At 46.6% G+C, this 26,150-nt stretch carries 20 protein-coding genes, 1 tRNA gene and 1 pseudogene; 17 read left to right on the top strand and 5 right to left on the bottom strand.

The genetic code is table 11. The features are described 5' to 3' along the window. The first annotated feature begins 492 nt into the window (after nucleotides 1–492). The 9 genes from sdhC (at nucleotide 493) to sucD (ending at nucleotide 12,076) form a co-directional block, all read left to right on the top strand. The gene (gene sdhC / locus FJM67_RS12755; RefSeq protein ID WP_140589863.1) at nucleotides 493–870 is read left to right on the top strand and encodes a succinate dehydrogenase, cytochrome b556 subunit; all 378 of its coding nucleotides are present in this window, start codon (nucleotides 493–495) and stop codon (nucleotides 868–870) included. Next, on the top strand, nucleotides 864–1,211 hold the full coding sequence (sdhD, locus tag FJM67_RS12750; RefSeq protein ID WP_140589861.1) for a succinate dehydrogenase, hydrophobic membrane anchor protein: 348 nt from the start codon (nucleotides 864–866) through the stop codon (nucleotides 1,209–1,211). Before sdhC ends, sdhD begins: the two co-directional genes overlap by 7 nt. Before the next feature lie 3 nt (nucleotides 1,212–1,214). After that, entirely contained in the window at nucleotides 1,215–2,987 is a 1,773-nt protein-coding gene (sdhA, locus tag FJM67_RS12745) for a succinate dehydrogenase flavoprotein subunit (RefSeq protein ID WP_140589858.1), read from the top strand. A gap of 13 nt (nucleotides 2,988–3,000) precedes the next feature. Further along, nucleotides 3,001–3,705 carry a succinate dehydrogenase iron-sulfur subunit gene (locus FJM67_RS12740; RefSeq protein ID WP_140589856.1) on the top strand — a complete coding sequence of 235 codons (705 nt, stop codon included), beginning with the start codon at nucleotides 3,001–3,003 and terminating at the stop codon, nucleotides 3,703–3,705. A 348-nt stretch (nucleotides 3,706–4,053) separates the two neighbouring features. After that, on the top strand, nucleotides 4,054–6,891 hold the full coding sequence (locus FJM67_RS12735) for a 2-oxoglutarate dehydrogenase E1 component (protein ID WP_140589854.1): 2,838 nt from the start codon (nucleotides 4,054–4,056) through the stop codon (nucleotides 6,889–6,891). Nucleotides 6,892–6,924: 33 nt separating this feature from the next. Then, nucleotides 6,925–8,430, top strand: a complete 1,506-nt coding sequence (odhB, locus tag FJM67_RS12730; protein ID WP_140589852.1) for a 2-oxoglutarate dehydrogenase complex dihydrolipoyllysine-residue succinyltransferase — start codon at nucleotides 6,925–6,927, stop codon at nucleotides 8,428–8,430. An 81-nt stretch (nucleotides 8,431–8,511) separates the two neighbouring features. Further along, on the top strand, nucleotides 8,512–9,951 hold the full coding sequence (gene lpdA / locus FJM67_RS12725) for a dihydrolipoyl dehydrogenase (RefSeq protein ID WP_140589850.1): 1,440 nt from the start codon (nucleotides 8,512–8,514) through the stop codon (nucleotides 9,949–9,951). A gap of 83 nt (nucleotides 9,952–10,034) precedes the next feature. Next, a complete protein-coding gene (gene sucC / locus FJM67_RS12720; RefSeq protein WP_140589848.1) occupies nucleotides 10,035–11,201 on the top strand; it encodes an ADP-forming succinate--CoA ligase subunit beta in 1,167 nt (388 codons plus the stop codon). Nucleotides 11,202–11,203: 2 nt separating this feature from the next. Next, nucleotides 11,204–12,076: a succinate--CoA ligase subunit alpha gene (sucD, locus tag FJM67_RS12715; RefSeq protein ID WP_140589846.1), complete on the top strand. Its 873-nt coding sequence runs from the start codon at nucleotides 11,204–11,206 to the stop codon at nucleotides 12,074–12,076. Between the two features lie 287 nt (nucleotides 12,077–12,363). On the opposite strand, the gene FJM67_RS12710 is transcribed toward sucD, so the two are convergent. Further along, on the bottom strand, nucleotides 12,364–12,861 hold the full coding sequence (locus tag FJM67_RS12710; protein WP_140589844.1) for a MarR family winged helix-turn-helix transcriptional regulator: 498 nt from the start codon (nucleotides 12,859–12,861) through the stop codon (nucleotides 12,364–12,366). A 95-nt stretch (nucleotides 12,862–12,956) separates the two neighbouring features. Between FJM67_RS12710 and FJM67_RS12705 the strand changes: the two genes are divergently transcribed. Continuing rightward, the gene (locus FJM67_RS12705) at nucleotides 12,957–13,835 is read left to right on the top strand and encodes a DMT family transporter (protein WP_140589843.1); all 879 of its coding nucleotides are present in this window, start codon (nucleotides 12,957–12,959) and stop codon (nucleotides 13,833–13,835) included. 27 nt (nucleotides 13,836–13,862) lie between these two features. Here the strand turns inward: FJM67_RS12705 and FJM67_RS12700 are convergent. Continuing rightward, nucleotides 13,863–14,903 (bottom strand): annotated as a pseudogene (locus tag FJM67_RS12700) (methyl-accepting chemotaxis protein); the annotation flags it as partial. Between the two features lie 749 nt (nucleotides 14,904–15,652). On the opposite strand from FJM67_RS12700, the gene FJM67_RS12695 reads away from it, so the two are divergent. Then, nucleotides 15,653–16,681, top strand: coding sequence for a pirin family protein (locus FJM67_RS12695; RefSeq protein ID WP_140589838.1), 1,029 nt, complete (start codon nucleotides 15,653–15,655; stop codon nucleotides 16,679–16,681). A gap of 35 nt (nucleotides 16,682–16,716) precedes the next feature. Here the strand turns inward: FJM67_RS12695 and FJM67_RS12690 are convergent, their stop codons facing one another. Then, nucleotides 16,717–17,724 (bottom strand): asparaginase, encoded by a 1,008-nt coding sequence (locus FJM67_RS12690; RefSeq protein ID WP_140589837.1) that lies wholly within the window; start codon nucleotides 17,722–17,724, stop codon nucleotides 16,717–16,719. Between the two features lie 4 nt (nucleotides 17,725–17,728). Beyond that, nucleotides 17,729–19,129 (bottom strand): aspartate ammonia-lyase, encoded by a 1,401-nt coding sequence (locus tag FJM67_RS12685; RefSeq protein WP_140589835.1) that lies wholly within the window; start codon nucleotides 19,127–19,129, stop codon nucleotides 17,729–17,731. Nucleotides 19,130–19,310: 181 nt separating this feature from the next. Between FJM67_RS12685 and FJM67_RS12680 the strand changes: the two genes are divergently transcribed. Then, nucleotides 19,311–20,123, top strand: coding sequence for a helix-turn-helix domain-containing protein (locus tag FJM67_RS12680; RefSeq protein WP_140589833.1), 813 nt, complete (start codon nucleotides 19,311–19,313; stop codon nucleotides 20,121–20,123). 140 nt (nucleotides 20,124–20,263) lie between these two features. Here FJM67_RS12680 and FJM67_RS12675 read toward each other — a convergent pair. After that, nucleotides 20,264–20,348 (bottom strand) — tRNA-Leu (locus tag FJM67_RS12675). Nucleotides 20,349–20,547: 199 nt separating this feature from the next. On the opposite strand from FJM67_RS12675, the gene queA reads away from it, so the two are divergent. The 5 genes from queA to secF all read left to right on the top strand — a co-directional run bounded on the left by queA (nucleotide 20,548) and on the right by secF (nucleotide 25,982). Further along, complete coding sequence (gene queA, locus FJM67_RS12670; protein ID WP_140589832.1) at nucleotides 20,548–21,618, top strand: tRNA preQ1(34) S-adenosylmethionine ribosyltransferase-isomerase QueA; 1,071 nt, start codon at nucleotides 20,548–20,550, stop codon at nucleotides 21,616–21,618. Nucleotides 21,619–21,641: 23 nt separating this feature from the next. Beyond that, nucleotides 21,642–22,760 (top strand): tRNA guanosine(34) transglycosylase Tgt, encoded by a 1,119-nt coding sequence (gene tgt, locus FJM67_RS12665; protein WP_219845986.1) that lies wholly within the window; start codon nucleotides 21,642–21,644, stop codon nucleotides 22,758–22,760. A gap of 53 nt (nucleotides 22,761–22,813) precedes the next feature. Next, nucleotides 22,814–23,140, top strand: a complete 327-nt coding sequence (gene yajC, locus FJM67_RS12660) for a preprotein translocase subunit YajC (protein WP_140589828.1) — start codon at nucleotides 22,814–22,816, stop codon at nucleotides 23,138–23,140. 69 nt (nucleotides 23,141–23,209) lie between these two features. Beyond that, nucleotides 23,210–25,057 carry a protein translocase subunit SecD gene (gene secD, locus FJM67_RS12655; protein ID WP_140589826.1) on the top strand — a complete coding sequence of 616 codons (1,848 nt, stop codon included), beginning with the start codon at nucleotides 23,210–23,212 and terminating at the stop codon, nucleotides 25,055–25,057. Between the two features lie 10 nt (nucleotides 25,058–25,067). Continuing rightward, a complete protein-coding gene (gene secF, locus FJM67_RS12650) occupies nucleotides 25,068–25,982 on the top strand; it encodes a protein translocase subunit SecF (RefSeq protein WP_140589825.1) in 915 nt (304 codons plus the stop codon). Nucleotides 25,983–26,150: the final 168 nt, after the last annotated feature.

The following is a 26,150-nucleotide window of genomic DNA, read 5'->3' as shown; positions in this document are numbered from 1 at the left end:
GCGGAAAAAATACTTTCTAACTCACTCTAAAGTCAATCATACCCTATACCGTAAGATTCATAGTTTAGATTAAAAATTCTGTAATAAAATTACGAAATGCGACTAAAGTAGAATAGGTTTTAGGTGCGTAATTATAATTTAACTTATTGATAAATATATGTTTTATTTTGGTTTGACATGGGGTTGTTATATGTAATTTTGTACCATTATTGCTTGTGTTTATGGGGCTATTCATTTTATGAATGACGACAATTAAATTGCTATAGTTTTGTCTATTTGTCTTAACTTTTTTCGCTAGTCTATAATTGCGCTCCGATGATTTCATTGATTTGTCGATGTGATTTTGCGGTTGCTAAGCCGCCAAGATTGAACTCGTTTGCAAATCGATGGGATTTTCAATTGGCCTATTCGGCAGCGTCTAGCGAGAGGGGCGCTACTGGTAGATCCTGGGTCGTGATGGACCAATCATTTCAAAAAATGGTGTAAAGAGTCGTGAACAAAAAAAGACCAGTCAATCTTGATATTTCAACAATATCAATGCCCGTAACGGCAATCGTCTCCATCTTGCATCGTGTAACAGGCGTCATCCTTTTCGTTGGGTTGGTGTTCTTGTTTTATGCGTTTGATGCTTCTTTATCTTCTCAGGAAGGTTTTGACCAAGTTGTAGATCTGTTGTCTAGTAATTTCCTGGCCAAGTTCATCGTGTGGGGTGTGGTATCTGCACTGATGTATCACTTCGTGGCAGGTGTTAAACACTTGTTTATGGATCTTGGTTATTTCGAAGAGCTGGAAAGCGGTCGTCAAGCGGCGAAAGCTAACTTGGTAATCGCAGCAGTACTAGTTGTTCTAGCGGGAGTTTGGGTATGGTAACGCAAATTACAAGTTTTGGTCGCTCAGGCCTATACGATTGGATGATGCAGCGTATTTCTGCTGTTGTCTTATCACTCTACAGCGTTTTTATTATCGGTTATTTGCTGTTGAACCCTGATCTTACTTATGAGCAGTGGGGCTCGCTGTTTGAGGCTACGTGGATGCGTATCTTCAGTTTGTTGGCTCTTTTATCTGTTGGTATTCACTCGTGGATCGGACTTTGGTCTGTTTCTACTGACTACTTGAAAGCCACAGGTGTTCGTTTCTTCTTTCAATCTCTATGCGGCCTAGTGATGTTTGTTTATGTCGTATGGGGTGTTCAAGTGCTTTGGGGGCTGTAAGACATGGCAAATATCCGGACGATTTCATTTGACGCTATCGTAATTGGTGGTGGTGGTGCAGGTATGCGTGCAGCATTGCAGCTTACCGAGTCTGGTCTACACACAGCGTGTGTCACCAAGGTGTTTCCAACTCGTTCTCACACTGTTTCTGCTCAGGGTGGTATCACTTGTGCGATCGCCAGTGAAGATCCTAATGATGATTGGCGTTGGCACATGTACGACACTGTTAAGGGGTCTGACTACATCGGTGACCAAGATGCTATCGAATACATGTGCTCTGTAGGACCACAAGCAGTTTTTGAACTAGAGCACATGGGTCTGCCTTTCTCTCGTAAAGAAAATGGTCGTATCTACCAGCGTCCTTTCGGTGGTCAATCAAAAGACTTTGGTAAAGGTGGGCAAGCGGCTCGTACTTGTGCTGCTGCGGACCGTACGGGGCATGCACTATTGCACACGCTTTATCAAGCTAACCTAAAGGGCGGTACCACATTCTTTAATGAATGGTATGCTGTTGATTTGGTTAAAAATGCTGACGACGCCGTAGTGGGTGTAGTAGCGATCTGTGTGGAAACTGGTGAAACAGTTTATTTGAAAGCTAAGGCGACTGTCATGGCAACTGGTGGTGCAGGTCGTATCTACCAGTCTACAACTAATGCCCACATCAATACTGGTGATGGTGTTGGTATGGCATTGCGCGCAGGCTTCCCTATGCAAGACATGGAAATGTGGCAATTCCACCCAACCGGTATTTATGGCGCTGGTACACTTGTGACAGAAGGCTGTCGTGGTGAAGGTGGTTACCTGATCAACAAAGATGGCGAGCGTTTCATGGAGCGTTATGCGCCGAATGCTAAAGACTTGGCTGGTCGTGACGTAGTTGCTCGCTCCATGATTTTGGAAATCCTTGAGGGGCGCGGCTGTGGTCCTAAAGGCGATCATGTGTTGTTGAAACTTGATCACCTTGGTGAAGAGACTCTGAATAAACGTTTGCCTGGTATCCTTGAGCTTTCTCGTACTTTTGCTCACGTTGACCCTGTGAAAGAGCCAATTCCTGTAATCCCTACTTGTCACTATATGATGGGCGGTATTCCGACCAATGTTGGTGGTCAAGCACTAAAGACCAACGAAGCTGGCGAAGATGTGGTTATTCCTGGTCTATACGCCTGTGGTGAAGTGGCATGTGTGTCTGTGCATGGTGCCAACCGTCTAGGCGGTAACTCGTTGCTAGACTTGGTCGTATTTGGTCGTGCGGTAGGTATCCAGGTTAAGAAGTCGCTTGATGAAGGCTTTGAGTCCATGAACGCTAGTGATACCGATGTTGAAAAGGCTATGGCTCGTATCAATCGTCTAAATTCAACTAAAGGTGGTGAGTCTGTTGCGGAAGTGCGTGACGCATTACAACGTGTTATGCAGCTATACTTCGGTGTATTCCGTGATGGCGAAGCAATGCAAAAAGGTTTGAAAGAGCTTGCTGAGATTCGTAAGCGCGTTGAGAACCTACACCTAGAAGATAAGAGTTTAGCGTTTAACACAGCTCGTATTGAAGCGTTAGAGCTAGAAAACTTGCTTGAAGTGGCTGAAGCAACGGCAGTTCCTGCTGAGTTCCGTAAAGAGAGTCGTGGTGCGCATGCGCGTAATGACTTTACCGAACGTGACGACGAGAACTGGTTGAAGCATTCTCTATACCACCCAACAGACAAGACTGTGACAAAACGCGATGTTAACTTTGCGCCGAAGACCGTTGAAGCCTTCCCGCCTAAAGTTCGTTCGTACTAAGGAGTAATGACCGATGTTAGTTAGTATTTATCGTTACAATCCTGAAGTGGACGACGCTCCTTACATGCAGGATTACGAAGTTAATCTACCAGAAGGCAAAGACCTGATGGTATTGGATGTGTTGAATATCCTAAAAGCACAGGATCCTAGTATTTCTTACCGCCGTTCATGCCGTGAGGGTGTATGTGGATCTGACGGTATGAATATGTCAGGTAAAAATGGCTTGGCTTGTATTACACCCGTATCGAGCGCTGTTAAGAATAATAAGCTAGTACTACGTCCGCTTCCTGGTCTGCCTGTGGTGCGTGACTTAGTGGTAGACATGTCTCAGTTCTACAAACAGTATGAGAAGATCAAGCCATTCTTGATTAACGATACGCCAGCGCCTGCTATCGAGCGTCTGCAGAGTCCTGAAGATCGTGAGAAGCTTGATGGCTTGTATGAGTGTATTTTGTGTGCATGTTGTTCAACAGCTTGTCCTTCATTCTGGTGGAATCCTGATAAATTTATTGGCCCATCAGGTCTGTTGCAGGCTTACCGTTTCTTGGCGGACAGCCGTGATACGGCAACTCAAGATCGTTTGAGTGAGCTAGATGATCCGTTCAGTGTATTTCGTTGCCACGGTATCATGAACTGTGTGAACGTTTGTCCGAAAGGGTTGAACCCGACTAAGGCAATTGGCCACATTCGTACCATGCTGCTACAAAGAGCAACCTGATAGTCGTTGAATTATATTGTGCTAAATCAATATAATTGCAAAGAGGCGACTTTGGTTTCTCAGAGTCGCCATTTTTGCATGTGTGAGCCGGAATATCGGGTCAGACGATATAACTGTCTTTAATGAGTATTTTTGGTCTCACCAGTAGTTCGGATGAGAAAAAATACTGACTAAGCCTCATTTTTATCTAAGTGAGACAGGCTCAGTAGCTTAAAATACTCGACCAAGGCAAATAATAGCTGAAAGCAAAAATAAGTCGGTTCTGATTCGCGTCAGAAATCGATGTGATAGAAAAATAAGTTGTCGTCTGTAGGCAACTATAGCTCGAACATAAAAGGGTGATCGAGAATGCACGAAAGTTTAATGGAGTTGCTATGGAGCACCTCTCATTTCTCTGGTGGTAACGTAGAGTATGTTGAGGGGTTGTTTGAGAGCTACTTGGTTGATCCGAACTCGGTGTCGGAAGAGTGGAGAAAATGTTTTGATCAGCTTCCCAGAGTGAGTGAAGCACAATCAACCGATTTACCCCATTCTGTTATCCAACAACAGTTCCTTGAACTAGGTAAAAATAAATTTCGCAACGTACCTGTTAGTACAGGAGTTGCCGCAAGCTCAGAGCATGAGCAAAAACAAATCAATGTTCTGCAATTAATTAATGCTTATCGCCATCGCGGTCACCAGCATGCTAGTCTTGATCCATTAGGATTACAAAAGCGTGAGAAAGTCGCTGACCTTGATCTAAGCTATCACCAACTTACTGGTGCTGATCTCGATACCCAATTCAAAACCGGCTCTCTATTTTTTAATCAAGAGTCGATGCCTCTTAAAGAAATCGTTTCCGAGTTAGAGAAAACCTATTGTGGCTCTATTGGTTACGAGTTCATGCACATTGTTGACACACAAGAGCGTGCTTGGTTGCAACAGCGTGTTGAGTCCGTGCGTTCTCGTCCAGAATATTCAGCGGAAACCCGTATCGCTTTACTTGAGCGCTTGACTGCTGCCGAGGGTTTGGAAAAATACTTAGGTAGTCGCTACCCAGGTGCCAAGCGATTTGGCTTGGAAGGCGGCGAGAGTTTGATTCCGATGGTGAACGAGTTGATTCAACGCTCTGGTGCGCTTGGTGCCAAAGAAGTTGTAATCGGTATGGCTCACCGTGGTCGCCTAAACGTCTTAGTTAATACCTTGGGTAAGAATCCTCGCGATCTTTTCGATGAGTTCGAAGGTAAGAAACTCGTTAACACCTCTGGTGACGTGAAATACCACCAAGGTTTCTCATCAAATGTGATGACCGCGGGTGGTGAAGTTCATACCGTTTTGGCGTTTAACCCATCTCACTTAGAAATTGTTTCTCCGGTAGTGGAAGGGTCTGTTCGCGCTCGTCAAGATCGTCGTAACGATACTGTAGGTAAAACGGTTGTGCCAATTTCTATTCACGGCGATGCTGCTTTTGCTGGGCAAGGTGTGGTGTTGGAAACCTTCCAAATGTCCCAAACCCGTGCTTACCGTACCGGTGGTACAGTGCATATCGTGGTGAACAACCAAGTTGGTTTCACGACAAACCGTCGCGAAGACAGCCGTTCTACAGAATATGCAACCGACGTTGCGAAAATGATTCAGGCACCGATCATTCACGTTAATGGTGATGATCCTGAAGCGGTATTGTTTGTCACTCAGCTAGCGTTAGATTACCGCTATGAGTTTGGTCGCGATGTGGTAATTGATCTAGTTTGTTACCGTCGTCGTGGTCACAACGAGACAGACGAGCCATCTGGCACTCAGCCTTTGATGTATCAGGTCATCAATAAGCTCAAGACAACTCGTACGCTTTACGCCGAAAAACTGGTTGCTGAAAACGTATTGAGCCAAGCTCAAGCTGATGAAATGGTTGCTGAGAACCGCGAAGACCTAGATAACGGTCGTCACGTTGCGAAAAGCTTAGTGCTTGAGTCAAAAGTCGAGTTGTTTGTCGATTGGACGCCTTACCTTGGTGTTGAATGGACGGATGCCGGCGATACTACTTATCCGCTAGCGCAATTACAGGAAGTTGCGAAGAAAACTACAGCGATTCCTGATGGTGTTGTAGTGCAGCGCCAAGTGGAAAAAATCTACCAAGATCGCGACAAGATGACGGCTGGCGCAATGCCGATTAACTGGGGCTATGCCGAGACTATGGCATTTGCTACTTTGCTAGAGCAGGGTTACCCAATCCGTATCACCGGTCAGGACTCAGGTCGTGGTACTTTCTCCCACCGTCATGCAGTAATACACAGTCAAAAAGACGGTAGCACTTATATCCCACTGAAACATTTGTCAGAGAGTCAGCCAGAGTTTGATCTTTATGACTCCTACCTGTCGGAAGAAGCGGTACTAGCTTTTGAATATGGTTATTCAACCACAGCTCCCAAAGGACTGGTTATTTGGGAAGCACAGTTCGGTGACTTTGCCAATGGTGCACAGGTTGTAATAGATCAGTTTATTACCAGTGGTGAGCACAAGTGGGGACGTTTGTGTGGTTTGACTATGTTGTTGCCCCATGGTTACGAAGGTCAGGGTCCAGAGCACTCATCTGCTCGTCTTGAGCGCTTCATGCAATTATGTGCTGAGTTCAATATTCAGGTTTGTGTCCCGACTACGCCATCGCAAATTTTCCATATCTTGCGTCGTCAAGCGATTCGTCCGATGCGCCGTCCTTTGATCATTATGTCGCCGAAGAGTTTGTTGCGTCATAAGCAAGCAATCTCTACTTTGGAAGAATTATCTGAAGGCAGTTTTAAAACTGTATTGGCCGAGACAGAAGAGAAGATTAAGCCTGAAAATGTCAAGCGTCTAATTATCTGTTCGGGCAAGGTGTACTACGATCTATTTAATCGTCGTGAAGAACTAGAGCGTGATGATATCGCTATTATCCGTTTGGAGCAGTTGTACCCGTTCCCCTATGCGGATTTTGAAGAGATTCTAGCGCCTTACACGAATGTTGAGGATTTGGTTTGGTGTCAGGAAGAACCTAAGAACCAAGGCGCTTGGCACTCTAATCGTCACCGCATGAATCGCGTATTGGAAAAACTATATCCTAGCTTGAAGATCCGTTTTGCAGGTCGAATTTCATCTGCAGCGCCAGCAGCGGGATATATGTCAGTACATGTTGAAGAACAAGAAGCGTTAGTAAACGACGCAATCAACGGCTAAAACAGAGCCTGTCAGAGATAATAAGGGTATAAAATGAGCATCGAAATCAAAGCACCTACTTTCCCTGAATCCGTAGCGGATGGCACCATCGCGACTTGGCACAAACAGCCAGGTGAAGCTTGCAAACGCGACGAGCACATTGTTGACATTGAAACCGATAAAGTGGTTTTGGAGGTGGTTGCGCCAGCAGACGGTGTGATTGCTGAAATCATTAAAGGCGAAGGTGAGGTCGTACTAAGCGCTGAAGTGATTGCTGTATTTAACGAGGGCGCTGACGCATCAGCGCCTGTCGCCGCTGCAGCAACTCCAGCTGCGTCTTCTAGTACAGCGAAGGAAACTGTTCAGGTTAAAGCGCCAACTTTCCCAGAATCTGTAGCAGACGGCACAGTAGCTGCTTGGCACAAACAACCAGGTGAAGCATGCAAACGTGACGAGCACATCGTTGACATTGAAACTGACAAAGTTGTGCTTGAAGTTGTGGCGCCAAACGACGGTGTGATTGGTGAAATCTTCAAAGCTGAAGGCGAGACAGTGTTAAGTGATGAAGTACTTGCCAACTTCCTTGTAGGCGTATCCGGTTCTGCTGCTGTGGTAGCGGAAGCAGTAGCGCCAGTTGAGGCAGGTAGTGAAGATGGTGTAGCGGGTCCTGCTGCACGTAAAGCGCTGGCAGAAGCCGGTCTTACTGTTGCGGATGTCAAAGGAACTGGCAAAGGTGGTCGTATTACGAAAGAGGATGTTGATGCGGCGGCTAAAGCCAAGTCAGCTTCTGCGCAGGCAGCTCCTGCTCCTGCAGCAAAAGCAGCTCCAGCTGCGTTACCAGCCCTAGGTGCAGATGGCCGTGTTGAGAAACGCGTACCTATGACTCGCCTACGTGCAACCATTGCTAAGCGTCTTGTTGAAGCGCAACAAACGGCAGCTATGTTGACTACTTACAACGAAGTCAACATGGGTCCAGTTATGGAGCTACGTAAGAAGTACAAAGACCTTTTTGAGAAGACACACAACGGTACGAAACTAGGCTTTATGTCATTCTTCGTTAAAGCGGCTACTGAAGCACTAAAACGCTTCCCAGCAGTGAACGCTTCTATTGATGGTAACGATATGGTTTACCATGGTTACCAAGATATCGGTGTAGCCGTATCCACTGATCGTGGTTTGATGGTTCCTGTACTACGCAACACTGAAGCAATGGGTCTTGCAGATATCGAAGCCGGTATCATGGATTTTGCCCTACGTGGTCGTGAAGGCAAGTTGGGTATGGAAGATATGCAAGGTGGTACATTCACCATCACTAACGGTGGTATCTTCGGTTCCCTAATGTCAACTCCTATCCTTAACCCGCCTCAAACTGCAATCTTGGGTATGCACAAAATCCAAGAGCGTCCAATGGCGGTAAACGGACAGGTTGTGATCCAGCCTATGATGTACTTAGCATTGTCATACGATCACCGTATGATTGATGGTAAAGAAGCTGTTCAGTTCCTTGTTACCATTAAGGACCTGCTAGAAGACCCAGCACGTTTGTTGCTAGAGATTTAATCGTACACTAACCCTCGGTGTTTGTATGAACCCGGCTGGAGCGCTACCCGCTCCAGCCACAAGGAAAATTGGATAAACCCTATGTCTAATAAATTTGATGTTATCGTAATTGGTGGTGGTCCTGGTGGCTACGTTGCGGCTATCCGCGCGGCTCAATTAGGCCTGAAAACAGCATGTATCGAAAAGTGGTTGGACAAAGAAAATAAACCACGTCTTGGTGGTACCTGTTTGAACGTAGGTTGTATCCCATCTAAAGCGCTATTGGATTCATCTCACAAGTACCATGATGCCAAAGAAGAGTTTGCTACTCACGGTATCGGTGTGGAAGGCGTTTCCATGGACGTGAATGCCATGGTTGATCGCAAAGACAAAATTGTAAACCAACTGACTAGTGGTATTACCGGTCTTTTCAAAGCCAATGGCGTAACCAGCTTTGAAGGCTTCGGTAAACTGCTTGCTAACAAAAAAGTAGAATTCACCGCTCACGATGGCTCTGTACAGACTTTAGAAGCGGACAACGTGATCCTAGCTACAGGTTCTGTACCAGTAAATATCCCACCAGCACCACGTACTGGCGACATCATCGTTGATAACGAAGGTGCCCTAGATTTCCGTGCAGTGCCTAAGCGCCTTGGTGTGATCGGTGCTGGTGTTATCGGTCTTGAGCTTGGTTCTGTATGGAACCGCCTTGGCTCTGAAGTAGTTGTACTAGAGGCTCAAGATCAGTTCCTAAGCCTATGCGATCAGGACATGGCGAAAGAAGCAGCTAAGATCTTTAAAAAGCAAGGTCTAGACATTCGCGTCGGTGCTCGTGTAACTGGCAGCGAAGTGAAAGGCGATGAAGTTGAAGTGACTTACCTTGATGCAAAAGGTGAAGAGCAGAAGCAAACTTTCGATAAGCTGATCGTTGCCGTAGGTCGTAAGCCATTCACTGATGGCTGTCTAGCCGCTGATTCCGGTGTCAATCTAGACGAGCGTGGTTTTGTATTCGTTGATGAGCAATGCCGTACTAACGTACCTGGCGTATTTGCAATCGGTGATATCGTGCGTGGCCCAATGTTGGCTCACAAAGCCTCTGAAGAAGGTGTCATGGTCGCTGATATCATCGCTGGCCACAAAGCGCAGATGAACTACGACTGCATCCCATCTGTTATCTACACCCACCCAGAGCTTGCTTGGGTAGGTAAAAACGAGCAGCAACTAAAAGCGGAAGGCGTGAAATTTAAAGTGGGTAAATTCCCATTCGCCGCGTCTGGCCGTGCTATGGCTGCTAACGATACCGATGGTTTCGTGAAGATGATCGCTTGTGAAGAAACTGATCGCATTTTAGGTTGCCACATTATTGGTGGTCACGCAGCGGACTTGATCGCACAAGCAGTTATTGCCATGGAATTCGGTTCTACGGCTGAAGACATTGCCCTAACTGTGTTTGCTCACCCAACAGTGAGTGAAGCGGTACACGAAGCAGCACTTGCTGTTGATGGCCACGCCATCCACGTTGCTAACCGTAAACGTAAATAAATTCGATTTGCCGGCCTAAGAGCCGGCAATTTCTGTCGACAGACAGAGCTTATGTCAATCATTAAGATGAGCGGAAGAGTCAAATGAACCTACATGAATATCAGGCAAAACAGCTATTCGCTGAATATGGCCTGCCAGTATCTACAGGGTACGCAGTAGACACGCCAGAAGAGGCGGTAGAAGCGGCGAAAAAAATTGGTGGTGACAAGTGGGTTGTAAAAGCTCAGGTTCACGCTGGTGGTCGTGGTAAAGCAGGCGGTGTAAAGCTTGTTGATTCTTTAGACGAAGTAAAAGCATTTGCTGCAAACTGGCTAGGCAAAAACCTAGTTACTTACCAAACTGACGAAAAAGGTCAGCCAGTTGCTAAGATCCTAGTAGAGTCTTGCACAGACATCGCTAACGAATTGTACCTAGGTGCAGTTGTAGACCGTTCTACTCGTCGTGTAGTTTTCATGGCATCTACTGAAGGTGGTGTGGAAATCGAGAAAGTAGCAGAGGAAACTCCTGAACTAATTCACAAAGCGATCATTGATCCGCTTGTTGGTGCTCAGCCATACCAAGCTCGTGAAATGGCGTTCAAAATGGGTCTAAACCCTGCGCAAATCAAGCAGTTCACTCAGATCTTCCTTGGCTTGTCGCAAATGTTCCACGACTACGACTTTGCTCTACTAGAGATCAACCCTCTAGTTATCACATCGGAAGGTAATCTTCACTGTCTAGACGGCAAAATCAACATCGACAGCAACGCGGTATACCGTCAGAAGAAAATGCAAGAGTTCCACGATCCATCTCAAGAAGATGAGCGTGAAGCCCATGCTGCATCTTGGGAACTTAACTACGTAGCCCTAGACGGTAACGTAGGTTGTATGGTTAACGGTGCTGGTCTAGCGATGGGTACCATGGATATCGTAAACCTTCACGGTGGCAAACCAGCTAACTTCCTAGACGTTGGTGGTGGTGCGACTAAAGAGCGTGTTGCTGAAGCATTCAAGATCATTCTATCTGACAGCAATGTTAAAGCCGTATTGGTAAACATCTTCGGTGGTATCGTACGTTGTGACATGATCGCAGAAGGTATCATCGGTGCAGTAGAGCAGGTAGGCGTAAACGTACCTGTTGTTGTACGTCTTGAAGGTACTAACGCAGAGAAAGGCCGTGAAGTTCTTGCGAACTCAGGTCTAGACATCATCGCTGCAACAAGTCTAAAAGACGCAGCTGAACAAGTTGTTAAAGCTGCGGAGGGCAAATAATAATGTCTGTTCTAATTAACAAAGATACTAAAGTAATCTGTCAAGGTTTCACTGGCGGCCAAGGTACTTTCCACTCTGAGCAAGCAATTGCTTACGGTACGAAAATGGTTGGCGGTGTAACCCCAGGTAAAGGTGGTCAAACTCACCTAGGTCTACCTGTATTTAACACAGTGCAAGAAGCGGTAGAGCAAACTGGTGCTGAAGCATCTGTAATCTACGTTCCAGCCCCTTTCGTTAAGGATTCTATCCTTGAAGCGGCTAATGCTGGTATCAAACTAATCGTTTGTATCACTGAAGGTGTTCCTACTCTAGATATGCTTGACTGTAAAGTTAAGTGTGACGAGCTAGGCGTTCGCCTAATCGGTCCTAACTGTCCAGGTGTTATCACTCCTGGAGAATGTAAGATCGGTATCATGCCTGGTCACATCCACATGCCAGGTAAAGTAGGTATCGTTTCTCGTTCTGGTACGTTGACGTACGAAGCCGTTAAGCAAACAACGGACGCTGGCTACGGTCAATCTACTTGTGTTGGTATCGGTGGTGACCCAATCCCAGGTACTAACTTCATCGACGTACTAGAAATGTTCCAAAACGATCCACAAACTGAAGCGATCGTAATGATCGGTGAGATCGGTGGTACTGCAGAAGAAGAAGCGGCTGCTTACATCAAAGCAAACGTGACTAAGCCTGTTGTATCTTACATCGCTGGTGTAACGGCTCCTGCTGGTAAGCGTATGGGCCACGCTGGTGCGATCATTTCTGGTGGTAAAGGTACAGCTGACGAGAAATTCGCAGCACTGCAAGACGCTGGCGTTAAGACCGTTCGTTCTCTAGCAGACATCGGTGTAGCCTTAAAAGAAATCACTGGCTGGTAAGCATCTGCTTATAGTTGTTTGATTTGAAAATCCCCGCTTATGCGGGGATTTTTTTGGCTTAAATATTGCGTAAAGACTATGTAGTTCTTGTAAAGCCGCTTGCTTGAAAAAGCCCGTACTTCGATACTCTTTCTGATAGAAATCAAGGAGTAAGAGATGAAATACATAGGTTTGTTAATCGTTTCCGCTTGTTTGGATACATCGCAGATGTTATGGCTACTGGCTGATATTTGCCCATAATCAAGCGCTAAATTGGTGCAAATTGCTCTTCGTTCTTATCGGTAGCACTACTTTGTGTCGTTATCCTTTTCCAAGTCTACCAATAATTTTCCTAATAGCTTGGCGAGCAAAAGTTGCTCATCTTTGCTTAAGCTCTGCAATAGTCTAGCTTCGTTATCTAGATGTGCCTCTAGTGCCTCATTAATCAGGTCGACCCCCGTCTGGGTGAGTTGCACCAAGCAGCTGCGGCGATCCTGATTGTGGGACAGGCGTTCTACCAAGCCTCGTTCAACTAATCCCTCTAGTTTGGTCGACATAGTGCCAGAGGATAATAGGGTTTCCTTATATAGCTGAGTAGGGGTGAGCGCTTTGTTTGCCCTGCGTAATGTGGCCAATATATCGAATTCGATTCGGCTCAAAGTAAAGTCCTTTATGACTTTGAGGACCGGTGGTTCAAGGAAACGATTAGCGCGCCCGATCCGTGCAATGACGGCCATTGGTGTGCAATCAAGTTCTGGGCGTTGTTGCTGCCATTGGGCGAGCAAGTGGGCAACATGATCGGCCATTTTTTCCTCCGGAAAAGTATCTTTTATGAAAGATACTTTATCTCAATGCCGTGCTACAATATCTTTTTGAAAAGATACTTGTTAGGAAGTAATCTATGTATTTCTTTTTTGCGATGCTGCCCCCGATCCTCTGGGGTAGTACCTACGCTGCGGTAGGGCTATTCCTGACCGATCTCACTCCTTTTTGGGTTTCAGTTTATCGGGCGCTACCTGCGGGTATTTTACTCCTTATTATATTTCGTCGGTGGCCGGGGGCGCACATCTGGCGTTTAATGGTGCTCGGTGTATTAAATATTGGCCTCTTTTTTATCTGCTTGATGGTGGCTGCCTATCGTATCCCTGGAAGTGTTGCCGGAACCCTCTCGGCTACTTTGCCGCTACAGTTACTATTAGTTCAATGGTTAATCCTTGGTCGTAAACCAAGTTCTCGGTCTCTCATTGCCGCTTTGGTTGGGTTGACCGGGGTAATGCTGTTGTTAGATCCACGTTTTGATTTAGATATGGTTGGGGTAGTTGCCGCTCTTTCTGCCACGTCGCTTGTAGTGGTAGTGACTTTGCTGATGGAGCACTGGCGTAGTGACGATATTATCGGAGCCGCCACTTGGCAGCTTATCTTTGGTGGTTTGTTTTTGCTCCCTGTGGCTTATTTCTGGGAAGGTGCGCCGACTCTTCCAAGTCTGGCCCAACTGCCTGGAATCGCTTGGCTTAGTTTGATGAATACTGCTTTTGCTTACGTCATGTTCGTATATGCCATCAAAATGGTGGGGCCGAATATGTTTGGGATTTTTACCTTTTTAAATCCTCTCACCGCTGTCACCCTCGGAATTTTCTTTTTGGATGAGGTGTTATCGGTTTGGCAATGGCTAGGGGTTATTTTCGTGTTGAGTTCGCTGTTGATCGTAAAGCTATCGCCGGGTGCTATGCGCAATTTAATATCGACCAAGTTGAAGGGAAAAAAGCAGGTAAACAGCTAACTGCTTACCTGCTGATAGAGGAAAATATTAACGCTTTGATTTAAAGCCAATGCGGAAGCCGCCCCAATGCTTACCATTCACATAGATGGGTACGGATAAATCGTGTAGCACGTCCCCGGTGTCACGTTTATAGGTTTGTAGCAAGAATGACTCCGTATGTGCACCGCAGCGCCCTCCAGTGGCGTCATCAAAGATACGTTTGGTACGGTTATTCACCAGGTCTCGTTCGTAGTCGCCCGTAAGTGGATGACTGTAGCGCTTATTGTGGGTTGGGAAATAGCCTTTCCTATCTACCGCGCCAGCATAAAGTACATCTTGATGACGTTCTAATATGGGCTCTTGAATCGCGGGTAACAGTCTATCCGTAAGCGAGTCAAAAGGGGTGGAGAACTTGGTCGGGTTGGTATTAGCAATTGGCCGATAGTTTTGTGAGAACAAGTCGGATTCGGAAATTTGCCCATTCTTAATTTGTTCCGCAAACAGATCTCCGATGCTCTGGGCTGCTGAGCGCGCTTCCGATAGCAGTTTGGTGAAGAAGTTATCATGTGGCACCACATCAAGTTCACGGAATACCCCTTCGGCGCCTAGGCTCAATTTGCCGGCTTGTTTTGATAGGGTTGTACCACGGTCCGATAGGTTTGCTAAGGCTTGAGTGACATCACCTATGGATGTGTCTATTTGAGTGCTGCTGGTCTGGAATTCAATGCTAGATTGCTCTATTTGCTCCAATGCTGCTGACGCGCTTTGTACGTCTTGTGTAATCTTGATAAAAGTACCGGTGACAGCGGTTAGATCCTCTTTCAAACTGGCGCTTTGTGCGGTGACGGTAGCCATTTCTGCTGCGGTTTGTTGGCTGTTATTACGTACTTCCGTCAGCATATCCGCGATTTGTCGTGATGCGTCCGAGCTTTTTGCGGCAAGTGCCCGTACCTCATCTGCCACCACAGCAAAGCCGCGGCCCTGTTCCCCCGCACGAGCGGCTTCGATGGCCGCGTTAAGTGCTAATAGATTGGTTTGCTCCGATACGCCTTGAATGACGGTGGTGATACTTTCAATTTCGTCGGCGCTTTGATTAAGTCGATCTAGCTGATTTGCAGTTTGTTCAATTAATTTAGCAAGCTCAACGACTCGTTTTGCACTTTGTTCCAATTGTTGTTCTGACGAGCTCGCTGCATCTGCCGTCGCTTCCATGGTGCTACTTACTGTCGCAATATGATCGCTTAATGCTTGGCTATGCTCCTTCAGGTTAGTCGATGCTTGGCTAATCTGGCCGCTGTGTTCCATGGAAATACGCAAGTCTCGGGTAAAATTATCAACGAAGTGAGATACCTCTGCTGCTCCGATTGCCATATCAGAGGTGATGCGGCAAACATTGGCTGCCACTTGCTCAACGGGTTGAGTTGCAGCCTTTTGAGGGACTGAAAGTTGTTCTCGGTTTGCTTGGGGTACTAGTACGGGGATGAAACCAAATAATGTGACGATGATGGTAAAGCCAATAGGTACCGCAAAAACAAGCGTACCGACAACGCAAGCAACCAATATAAGTATTGGGCTGATCCATTTTACGTTCATATATTGCTCCGACTTTTTCTCGATAGTGTCTGTAACCTTCCTACCTATTGCAATCAGATAGGTACAAAACACGACTAAAGTATAGGCAGTTAAATGAATAGGTTTGCAACGAATCGTATTTTTATTGATGCGATTGATCACAATCATCAACTATTTGTATTCGAAAAGTAGGTTTTTTGGCTCGAACTTCACCTAATGCTTGGTTATCTTAGGTGGTATTACAATGATTCTAAAAGGTAGTGACTATGTCTAAGGTGATAAAACAGCGGCTATCGCTTGGTATGTTCTGGCCGACCTTCGATCCTTTCTTATTCTGTGCATTTCATAATGATAGTTACCCAGCAGGGAATGAGAAACTTGGGCCGCAGGCTTCTTTAGCTGGACGTAGTATTGGACAGGACTTTGCCGGTATTGGTGGTTGGCGTATGTATCATGGTGATGTTGTGCCTGGTTTTCCTAGTCACCCCCATCGCGGCTTTGAAACAGTGACCATCGTTAATAAAGGTTATGTTGATCATGCTGATTCTATGGGAGCGGCTGGCCGTTATGGCGTAGGGGATACCCAGTGGATGACAGCAGGTTCTGGAGTTCAGCACTCAGAGATGTTTCCTTTATTACGTCAGAATGAGCCTAATCCACTAGAGCTGTTTCAGATTTGGCTCAATCTCCCTGCTCGGAACAAAATGGTAGAACCGCATTTTGCTATGTTGTGGAATGAGCAAACCCCGAATGTCGCTTTCACTGATGGTGAGGGCAACCATATTAGTGTGAAAGTGGTCGCGGGAAGCCTGTCAGACCAACAGGGAAACCAAGTGGCGCCATTAGCACCACCGCCAAACTCTTGGGCTTCGCAGTCAGACAGTGAGGTGGCAATTTGGTTAATTGATTTACCTGCCAACGCTACCTGGACTATTCCTGAAGCTGTGGTTGGATTAAACCGCACCTTATACTTCTTTGAAGGCGATGCAATAACAATCGCGGGAGAACAGGCTAACGTGAGCGAGGCCTACGTAGTAGACAGTAGCTTACCCCTTGAGCTGGTCGGTGGGGATAAGCCTGCGCGTTTATTGATGTTGCAAGGTCGTCCTATTGGTGAGCCGGTTGCGCAACACGGGCCATTCGTGATGAATACACGCCAAGAATTGCAGCAAGCATTTTTTGATTTTCAACGTACCCAGTTTGGTGGTTGGCCGTGGCCTGACAACGATCAGACCCATGGTGTTGAAATACGCCGCTTTGCTAAACATGCTGACGGAACCGTAGAGACACCTTAATGATAATTATGAAAGAGCGAGGTTACTCGCTCTTTCTACTCACTCCATTCTTCAGCTCTGCAAGTCTGCCAGTGAGTCCGTATTTCTTTTGGTGAATGATCAAGCGCCAATAAATAGTGAAGTTTAGTGAACGCGGCCTCCACTGTCATATCTTTACCATCCAGAACGCCAAGCTGGGTTAAAACGCTACCCGCCGCATAGGCCCCGGTACTGGTGCCGCCATGTTGACATTGACTAACATTGACTACGACTAGACCCTTGTCTTTTGCATCAGCCAAGAATTGGCAAAAAGACTGGTTCTCCGAAGCGATATTGCCAGCGCCAAAACTGACCAACACTAACGCTTTGCACTTGGAGTCATGGAGAAAACCTCCATAGCTTGCTTGGCTCAGGCTTGGTGTTAACCACAATAAAGCAACCGCCTCTGGCTGAAAGTGCAATTCAGCAGGCTCCTTACATGGTTGGCACCCAGTCAAGCCATTAACTCGATAGTGTGGTGTGATTTGGTTGGTTACTAGCGGTGGCGTGTTGGGACTGTCAAAACCTGCGAACGCTTGGCTGGATATCTTGGTGGCCCTATTGCCCTGCAGCACTTGATTGCCAAAGGCGATAGCTACCTGCCCAAGTGGTATGCCATTCGCTAAAGACAGCGCCAAGGCAAGATTGCATGGCGCGTCAGATCTTTCTGCTCCCAAGGGTAATTGGGAGCCAGTTAGAATGATATTTTTGCAACTGTTGGCAAACACATAGCTTAGGAGACTGGCTGTATAGGCCATGGTATCCGTACCATGGAGTATGATGAAGCTGTTGTAAGCGTCCCAATGTTGTTGAATCGCAGCGACAATTCTCTGCCAATGGGTGGTATCCAAGTTGGCGCTATCAATTAAAGGGTCCAGCGTTTGTACAGAATACTCCGGTGTATTTGCTATGCCAGACGGAAAAATAGTATGCAGCTTTTCCACCAATGATGAGCTCGGTGCCAGACCTGACTCGCTTACCGTCATGCCGATAGTGCCGCCGGTGTACAAAATCAAAATACTCACGTCGTTAGCCTTCTTTTTGGGAAAAGATCATTTTTTCGATATTTAGTGCTTGCTCTAACTCTTGTTCGGTCAGAAGTTGTTGTTGCAGCACGAGTTCCTTGATGGTTGCGCCTGTGAGTAGTGCTTCACGGGCGAGTTTGGAGGCGACTGAATAGCCCAACACAGGAACCAGAGCGGTAACAATGCCGATACTGCGCTCCACATAATCACGGCAGATATCCTCGTTTGCAGTGATGCCGCGAATGCAGCGTTGCTCAAGCATTTCACAGGCCGCCTTAAGCATTTTTAAACTGTTGAATAAGTTGTAGACGATGAGTGGCTCCATCGCGTTAAGTTGCAGTTGACCTGATTCTGCGGCAAGTGAAACGGCCATATCCGCGGCCATCACTTGGTAAGCTGTTTGATTCATGGCCTCAGGAATCACCGGGTTGACTTTGCCTGGCATAATCGAAGAGCCGGGCTGCATTTCAGGCAAGCGTATTTCCCCTAATCCTGTGCGAGGGCCGCTGGATAGCAAACGGAGGTCATTACTCATCTTGCTGAGCTTGATTGCTAAGCGCTTTAGCATGCTGGAGAAAAATACGAAGGCGCCCATGTCGGAAGTTGCTTCAACCAAATTAGAAGCCGGTACAAGAGGTTTCTGAGAAATGGTGGCGAGCTTTTGTACGACTGCTTCACTAAATCCCGCCGGGGCATTGATACGAGTACCAATAGCGGTACCACCGAGGTTGACTTCGCAGAGTAGGGCGCAAGCTTCTTTGATGCGATCCACATCTTCGCCAAGGTTGACTGCAAATGCTTCAAATTCCTGACCCAAGGTCATCGGAACCGCATCTTGTAATTGGGTGCGGCCCATTTTGACGATATGGGCAAACTCGCGTCCCTTTTCCTCTAGCGATGCCTTCAAGGATATTAATGTTGGCAGGAAATTGTCGGCTGCAAACTGTAAACCTAGGCAAACCGCAGTCGGATAAGCGTCGTTGGTTGATTGAGAGCGGTTTACGTGGTCGTTTGGATGTAAATGCTGATAGTCGCCTTTATTGAATCCCAGCTTGGTGAGGGCGATATTGGCAATCACCTCGTTGGCGTTCATGTTAGTGGAAGTGCCGGCACCACCTTGAATCACATCCACAATAAACTGGTCGTGATGTAGACCTTGAATCAAATCCTGACAAGCGTAGACAATGGCGTCGGCATTTTTATCGCTTAATTGGCCAAAGTCTTGGTTGGTTCTTGCTGCCGCCGCTTTAACCATGGCTAGAGCTCGAATTAACTCGGGAAAATGCGCAATTGGAACACCAGTGATCTGAAAATTCTTCGCGGCGCGCAGTGTTTGGATGCCATAATAGGCGTCGGCCGGAACTTCCATTGTACCTAGTAGATCGGATTCAATACGTGTATTCATAGGTGCCTCGAAGAGGAGTTAAAGTGGTATTCGCTAGTGACTAGTAAAACTTGAATTGAAGCACAAAAGAAGTTCGTAAGCTGATATCTAATGATGTTTAAATAGCATCATATAGCGTCAAGATTTAGCTTTAACTGTTAGTGGTTGCGGGTTAATATTTGCCCATTGCTAGGGGGAGCTTATGAACGACTATTTTCCAGAAAATCTACGTTTGCTATGTAGCTATTACAAATCCATTGCTGATGTTTGTCGGCGTCTCAATGTGAATCGCCCACAATTTAATCGTTATTTAAGTGGCGCGACTTTCCCCTCTAACAGTACGCTGCGCAAAATATGTAACTTTTTTGGCGTAGAAGAGCACGAAATTGTATTGCCCCACAGTCAGTTTCGCCGCCTAATCCAAGTGCGTCCCGTGTCTCAAGCGGAGGATTACACCTCAACTCCAGAGCAAGATTACTTTGATCGTTTAAACGGGGTGGGGCAGGCAGGTATTGATAAATACGTGGGTCACTATTTCGAATATTATTTATCGATGGCTTATCCTGGCAAGGTGTTGCGGACGTTAGTTTCTATCGAGCGACGAGACGGCAAAACCTACTATCAACGTACCGAACGACTCAATCCAAGACGCACAGGTAAGCCTTTCCACGGCGTGTACAAAGGCATTGTGCAATTTTTGTCTGATCGTATTTTTTTATGCGACTACGAAACGTTGACGAATAGCGAGATGACGCAAACGGTCTTATTTCCTACCTTCAAAAATCGCATTGATCGACTTACTGGGCTCCGACTGGGGGTCTCAGGTAGTGGTGAACGGATGCCCTGTTGTACGCGGGTTCTATACGAGTTTATTGGCAAAGATATGAAGCGTAACAAGGTGTTTCCGTTATTAGGTTTATATGACTTTGATGATCATCGAATTGATCAGGATATTCGAGATGCCATTATTAATAATATCGCTGAAGGAGAGTGGCATTTCCGAGGTCGGTTTTGACTTTTAAGAAAGGGGTACTTATCTAATAAGTCATACTGGTTCACTGGTAGTTCCTAATGTATTGGCGTCAGGAATCATTTGCTTAGTAAACAAAAAAGCCCCAGCAACTTATTGCTGGGGCTTTAGCATCTTTATAAAGATGGTACCAGTGGGCGGACTCGAACCGCCACGCCTTGCGGCAACGGATTTTGAATCCGTCATGTCTACCAATTCCATCACACTGGCTTGGAAAGATGGTGCGTATTATGTCGATATTTTTAGTTGAGTCAACGGTTATTTTGAATTTATTTTTCCAAATGTGTTCTAACAAATGGTACCTAGGAGCGCAAAAATAACATTCTCAGGATTTTCGTTGTCCTAGCGTACCCAAGCCTAGCCAAATCCGCTAGAATGCCGCCACTTTTAAACTTAGTTAATATGACCCATGCGCGTTGCTGATTACCATTTTGACCTTCCGGAAAACCTAATAGCCCGATACCCCATGCCGGAGCGTAGCGCCAGCCGTCTGTTGCGCTTGCAAGGCGAGACGGGGGAACTCACTCACCATCGGTTTAAAGATATCTTAGATTTTGTTGAACCAGGCGATTTAATGGTATTTAACAATACTCGCGTTATCCCTGCTCGTGTCTTTGGTGAGAAAGATTCTGGGGGGAAAATCGAAATTCTGGTTGAGCGTGTATTGGATGAATTTGAGATTCTTGCCCATGTGCGTGCTAGTAAGTCACCTAAACCCGGTACCAGTTTATTTTTGGGGATCGATAGAGGGCAGAAAGTAAAGGCAGACATGATCGCCCGCCAAGGCAGTCTATTTCACCTACGTCTACACGCCCCAGTGCTAAGGGTGTTGGATGAAGTTGGGCATATGCCACTTCCACCCTACATTGAGCGTCCTGACGAAGATAGTGATCAAGAGCGCTACCAGACGGTTTACAATCAGACTCCGGGTGCTGTTGCTGCACCGACTGCAGGCTTGCATTTTGACGAAGCACTATTGGCGAAACTGTCAGAAAAAGGGGTAGAAACGGCATTTGTGACGTTACATGTCGGTGCTGGTACTTTTCAGCCTGTGAAAGTCGACAAGGTGGAAGATCATGTGATGCACTCTGAATACGCTGAAGTGAGTGAAGAGGTGGTTGCCAAAGTAAAAGCCGCCAAAGCACTTGGTAAGCGTGTGATTGCTGTGGGTACTACCAGTGTACGTTCGCTAGAGTCCGCGAGTCAGGGTGGAGAAATTGCACCAATGGCGAGCGATACCAGCATCTTTATTTATCCTGGTTATCAATTCAAAACGGTAGATTGCTTAATTACCAATTTTCATTTACCGGAATCTACGCTCATTATGTTAATCAGCGCGTTCGCTGGCTATCAAGAGACCATGCATGCCTACCAAGTGGCTGTTGCCGAGCAATATCGCTTCTTTAGTTATGGTGATGCCATGTTTATCTCACGAAACCCAAATGCCTGTGGGCCGCTACAAGAGGATGTCACCCCATGAGTGAAAAACGTCCAGAATGTTTTATGGATTTTGAAGTGCTTACCACATCTGGTAAAGCGCGCCGAGCGCGTTTGCGCTTTCCCCGCGGCAATGTGGAGACGCCCGCGTTTATGCCTGTTGGCACCTATGGCACGGTAAAAGGGATGTTGACTCGTGATATTGAAGAAATTGGCGCCGATATTATTCTAGGCAACACCTTCCACCTTTGGTTACGTCCTGGCACCGAAATTGTCAAACAACATGGCGACTTGCACAATTTCACCCAGTGGCAAAAGCCTATCTTGACCGATTCAGGTGGTTTTCAGGTATTTTCATTAGGAGATATGCGCAAGATAACCGAAGAAGGGGTAAGTTTTCGCTCCCCTGTTAACGGTGACAAAGTTTTTCTTAGCCCAGAAATCTCGATGAAAGTACAGCGAGATTTGGGTTCAGACATCGTCATGATCTTTGATGAATGTACCCCTTATCCTGCCACGGAAATTCAAGCAGCCCAGTCTATGCGCATGAGTTTACGCTGGGCGCAGCGCTCGAAAGATGCCCATGGGGATAGTCCTAGCGCCTTGTTCGGTATTATCCAAGGTAGTATGTACGAGCATTTGCGTCAGGAATCGCTAGAAGGTCTATTGAATATCGGTTTTGATGGTTACGCCATCGGTGGCCTATCGGTGGGCGAGCCCAAAGACGAAATGATGAAAGTACTGGATTACGTCGCACACCGTATGCCAGCGGATAAGCCCCGTTACCTAATGGGAGTGGGTAAGCCAGAAGATCTGGTTGAAGGGGTTCGCCGTGGTGTAGACATGTTCGATTGTGTTATGCCGACCCGTAATGCCCGCAATGGACATCTGTTTACTTCAGCAGGAGTTGTGCGTATTCGTAACTCGGCAAATAAAACGGATACCCGTCCGTTAGATGAAGAATGTGATTGTTATACTTGTAAAAACTTTTCTCGGGCTTATCTACATCACTTAGATAAATGCCAAGAAATGGTGGGTGCGCAACTGAATACGATTCATAACTTGCGTTACTACCAAACTTTAATGGCAGGATTGCGTCAGGCTCTGGATGAAGGTAGATTTGATGCTTTCGTGGATGAATTTTATAGTAAGCGCGGCATGGAAACGCCACCGTTGACTGCATAACCGCATCTTCCTGTTAACCTTATTTTTTAGCAATAAATCGGAGAGTGTAAAACATGATCGCATTGATCTCCCCAGCTTACGCTGAAGGCGGCGCACCAGCAGATGCTGGTATTTTCAACCTAGTATTGTTGGTTGGTTTCGTTATTATTTTCTACTTCCTCATGTGGCGCCCACAAGCTAAGCGTGCGAAAGAGCACAAGAATCTTTTGGCTTCTCTTGCTAAAGGTACAGAAGTCGTTACCAATGGTGGTATTCTTGGTCGAGTAACTAAAGTAGACGATAACTACGTTGCGCTAGAAGTTGCTGAAAATATCGAGATGAAATTCCAAAAAGCAGCTGTTGCTGCGGTATTGCCTAAGGGTACTTTGAAATCCATCTAACTTTTTAAAAAGCGCCTTTACGGCGCTTTTTTGCTTTTTGTTTCCCGTCATTAGTTCAAAGGAATATCCATGTTGAACAAATACCCCCTGTGGAAGTATTTGCTGATTCTGATGGTATTGGCCTTAGGTATGGTTTATGCCTTACCAAACCTCTACCCAGATGACCCAGCGCTGCAAATTTCAACCCAAAAAGCCACGACTGTTATTGATCAGCGTACCCTTGATAAGGCTGAAGCAGCTTTGGTTGAATCAGGCATACAACTCAAGCAAGCCGAACTTACAGCAACTGGCGCTACTCTTCGTTTCAATAGTGGTGAAGACCAGCTTGCGGCTAAGCCTGTTATTGCGGCAGCACTCGGTGATGGTTTTGTCACGGCGCTAAATTTGGTGCCAACTACACCCGCTTGGCTGGATGCTTTAGGTGCTGGACCAGCTAAATTGGGGTTGGATTTACGTGGGGGGGTGCACTTCCTGCTTGAAGTTGACACGCCGACTGCATTGAAGCAGCGCTTAGATGTTGCTGGTAGTGAGATGAAAACCCTCCTGCGTAAAGATCGTGTCCGCTACCGTAGTGTCGATATTAACGACGGGGTGTTGACTATTCGTTTCTTGCAACAAGACGAGTTGCAGCGCGCTGAGTCTTTACTAAAAGGGGAGTTTGATACCTACCTTTACCGCACCCGTGAAGACGGCAGCGAGTTCTTTTTGGATATCTCTTTCTCCGAAGCTGAGCAGAGAGAGATCGAAGCCTATGCGTTAGAACAGAACTTGACCACCTTGCGTAACCGCGTAAACGAATTGGGCGTGGCCGAGCCTCTAGTGCAGCGCCAAGGTAGTAACCGTATCGTGGTGGAGTTGCCTGGGGTACAGGACACGGCAGCCGCGAAGCGTATTATCGGTGCCACAGCAAACCTAGAGTTTCGTCTTGAGGCAGCGTTGGATGATAACGGCGGTGAAACTCTGACCTTCCGCGATGGCAGTGGGCGTACGGCGAAACTTGAGCGTGACATTATTATCACAGGTGAAAGTGTTTCTGATGCAAACTCTTCATTTGATGAAAATGGCCGTCCACAGGTAAATATCTCCCTTGATTCGAAGGGTGGTAAACAGATGGCCAAAGTGACCCGTACTGCAGTGGGTCGAAATATGGCGGTTGTGTTTATCGAGCACAAATCTCGTTCTCGCTTCGTCGAAAATGAAAAGGGCGAGCTTGAAGAAGTGCGTCGGACCTACAGTGAGCGTGGCATTATTTCCCTTGCTACGATCCAAACCACTTTGGGGAATGCTTTCCGTATTACTGGCTTGGATAGTCCTCGGGAGTCTTCGGAACTAGCTCTATTGTTGCGAGCCGGTGCCTTGGCCGCTCCGATTTACTTTGTAGAGGAACGTACCATTGGCCCAAGCCTTGGTGCTGAAAACATTCGCTTAGGCGTGTTGTCGGCGCAGATTGGTTTGTTGGTCGTGATGCTGTTTATGCTGGTTTACTACAAGGTATTTGGTATTTTTGCCAACATTTCACTTGGTCTTAATATCATCTTGCTGATGGCCTGTATGTCCATGCTCTCCGCTACTCTGACGCTACCCGGCATTGCTGGTATTGTGTTGACCATGGGTATGGCGGTAGATGCTAACGTACTCATTTTCTCCCGTATTAAAGAGGAATTAGCGGCTGGCTTGCCAAATCAGCAGGCTATTCATTCTGGTTTTAATCGTGCTTTTACGACCATTTTCGATGCCAATATCACCACCTTGTTGGTCGCGGTGATCTTGTTCGCTGTAGGAACAGGGCCGGTAAAAGGCTTTGCCGTAACTTTGTCGTTAGGTATTTTGACTTCCATGTTCACTGCTATTGTAGTGACTCGTGCCCAGGTGAACCTGGTCTACGGTGGACGTAAAAATAAACGCTTATTTATTTAATGGAGCAGGTATGAAAACGACAAATATTCCATTTATGGCGTATCGTAAAGTAGTAGCCATGTTCTCTATTGCTATGGTGCTAATTTCCCTTGGTTCGCTGGTTGTAAAGGGGCTGCCATTTGGTCTTGATTTTACCGGTGGCACCCTGATCGAGGTGCAATATGCTGACGCGCCAGTGTTGGATGATGTGCGCGCTCAGTTGGGGGCTGGTGGTTATCAAGATATCATTGTGCAGAACTTTGGTTCGCCAACCGATGTGGTTGTGCGCATGGCTAACGCCTTTACTCCAACCCTAGGGGATGAAGTGCTTCAGGTGTTGCGTCAAGATGGTGCCGTCGCCGTCGAGCTAATGCGCTCGGAGTTCGTTGGTGCTCAAGTGGGTGAGGAACTACGTGAGCAGGGTGGCTTAGGCATGTTGCTCGCGTTGGCGATCGTGATGGTTTACGTTGCTGTGCGCTTCCAGTTTAAGTTCTCAGTCGCGTCCGTGGTGGCTCTAGCTCATGACGTTACGATAACGTTAGGTGTTTTCTCAATTTTTGAAATTGAGTTTGATCTTACGGTATTAGCCGCCTTGTTGGCGGTTATTGGGTACTCTCTGAACGATACTATCGTGGTATGTGACCGTATCCGTGAGAACTTTAGGATCATGCGCGATACTACACCCTATGAGCTGATCAATGAGTCGATTAATCAGACATTGGGTCGAACCTTGATTACCTCGTTGACGACCCTTTTCGTGTTAGTGGTGCTCTTTTTCTTTGGTGGTGAAGCGATCCACAATTTCTCGCTAGCTCTACTAGTGGGTATTTTAGTGGGTACTTATTCTTCTATTTTTGTGGCAGCAAGTTTGTTGTTGACGCAGAATATTACGAAAGAAGATTTGATCCCAGCGCCAAAAGAGGAATTCGAGGACGAGATGCCGTAACGGTCGGGCCTCAAAGAAAAAAAGCTAATCCACTGAGGATTAGCTCAGACTGCTGATAAAGTCCTCGCCTTCGTACGGGGACTTTTTATAATAGCCTTATGCTTAAAGAACGCCCCCAAACCCAATCGACTCTAGAGTTTGTCTCCATTGATGAGCTCGTCCCAAGTG

The sequence above is a fragment of the Maribrevibacterium harenarium genome (assembly GCF_006385675.1).
In the GTDB taxonomy this organism is placed as follows: domain Bacteria; phylum Pseudomonadota; class Gammaproteobacteria; order Pseudomonadales; family Marinomonadaceae; genus Marinomonas; species Marinomonas harenarium.
The sequence above is the reverse complement of the archived record's forward strand: the minus strand, read 5'-3'. Positions and strand labels throughout refer to the sequence as shown.

What these genes read in the sequence shown, in the direction of transcription:
- sdhD (WP_140589861.1), top strand. Translation starts at nt 864, where the DNA reads ATGGTAACGCAAATTACAAGTTTTGGTCGCTCAGGCCTATACGATTGG.
- sdhA (WP_140589858.1), top strand. Translation starts at nt 1,215, where the DNA reads ATGGCAAATATCCGGACGATTTCATTTGACGCTATCGTAATTGGTGGT.
- FJM67_RS12740 (WP_140589856.1), top strand. Translation starts at nt 3,001, where the DNA reads ATGTTAGTTAGTATTTATCGTTACAATCCTGAAGTGGACGACGCTCCT.
- FJM67_RS12735 (WP_140589854.1), top strand. Translation starts at nt 4,054, where the DNA reads ATGCACGAAAGTTTAATGGAGTTGCTATGGAGCACCTCTCATTTCTCT.
- odhB (WP_140589852.1), top strand. Translation starts at nt 6,925, where the DNA reads ATGAGCATCGAAATCAAAGCACCTACTTTCCCTGAATCCGTAGCGGAT.
- lpdA (WP_140589850.1), top strand. Translation starts at nt 8,512, where the DNA reads ATGTCTAATAAATTTGATGTTATCGTAATTGGTGGTGGTCCTGGTGGC.
- sucC (WP_140589848.1), top strand. Translation starts at nt 10,035, where the DNA reads ATGAACCTACATGAATATCAGGCAAAACAGCTATTCGCTGAATATGGC.
- sucD (WP_140589846.1), top strand. Translation starts at nt 11,204, where the DNA reads ATGTCTGTTCTAATTAACAAAGATACTAAAGTAATCTGTCAAGGTTTC.
- FJM67_RS12710 (WP_140589844.1), bottom strand. Translation starts at nt 12,861, where the DNA reads ATGGCCGATCATGTTGCCCACTTGCTCGCCCAATGGCAGCAACAACGC.
- FJM67_RS12705 (WP_140589843.1), top strand. Translation starts at nt 12,957, where the DNA reads ATGTATTTCTTTTTTGCGATGCTGCCCCCGATCCTCTGGGGTAGTACC.
- FJM67_RS12695 (WP_140589838.1), top strand. Translation starts at nt 15,653, where the DNA reads ATGTCTAAGGTGATAAAACAGCGGCTATCGCTTGGTATGTTCTGGCCG.
- FJM67_RS12685 (WP_140589835.1), bottom strand. Translation starts at nt 19,129, where the DNA reads ATGAATACACGTATTGAATCCGATCTACTAGGTACAATGGAAGTTCCG.
- FJM67_RS12680 (WP_140589833.1), top strand. Translation starts at nt 19,311, where the DNA reads ATGAACGACTATTTTCCAGAAAATCTACGTTTGCTATGTAGCTATTAC.
- queA (WP_140589832.1), top strand. Translation starts at nt 20,548, where the DNA reads ATGCGCGTTGCTGATTACCATTTTGACCTTCCGGAAAACCTAATAGCC.
- tgt (WP_219845986.1), top strand. Translation starts at nt 21,642, where the DNA reads ATGGATTTTGAAGTGCTTACCACATCTGGTAAAGCGCGCCGAGCGCGT.
- yajC (WP_140589828.1), top strand. Translation starts at nt 22,814, where the DNA reads ATGATCGCATTGATCTCCCCAGCTTACGCTGAAGGCGGCGCACCAGCA.
- secD (WP_140589826.1), top strand. Translation starts at nt 23,210, where the DNA reads ATGTTGAACAAATACCCCCTGTGGAAGTATTTGCTGATTCTGATGGTA.
- secF (WP_140589825.1), top strand. Translation starts at nt 25,068, where the DNA reads ATGAAAACGACAAATATTCCATTTATGGCGTATCGTAAAGTAGTAGCC.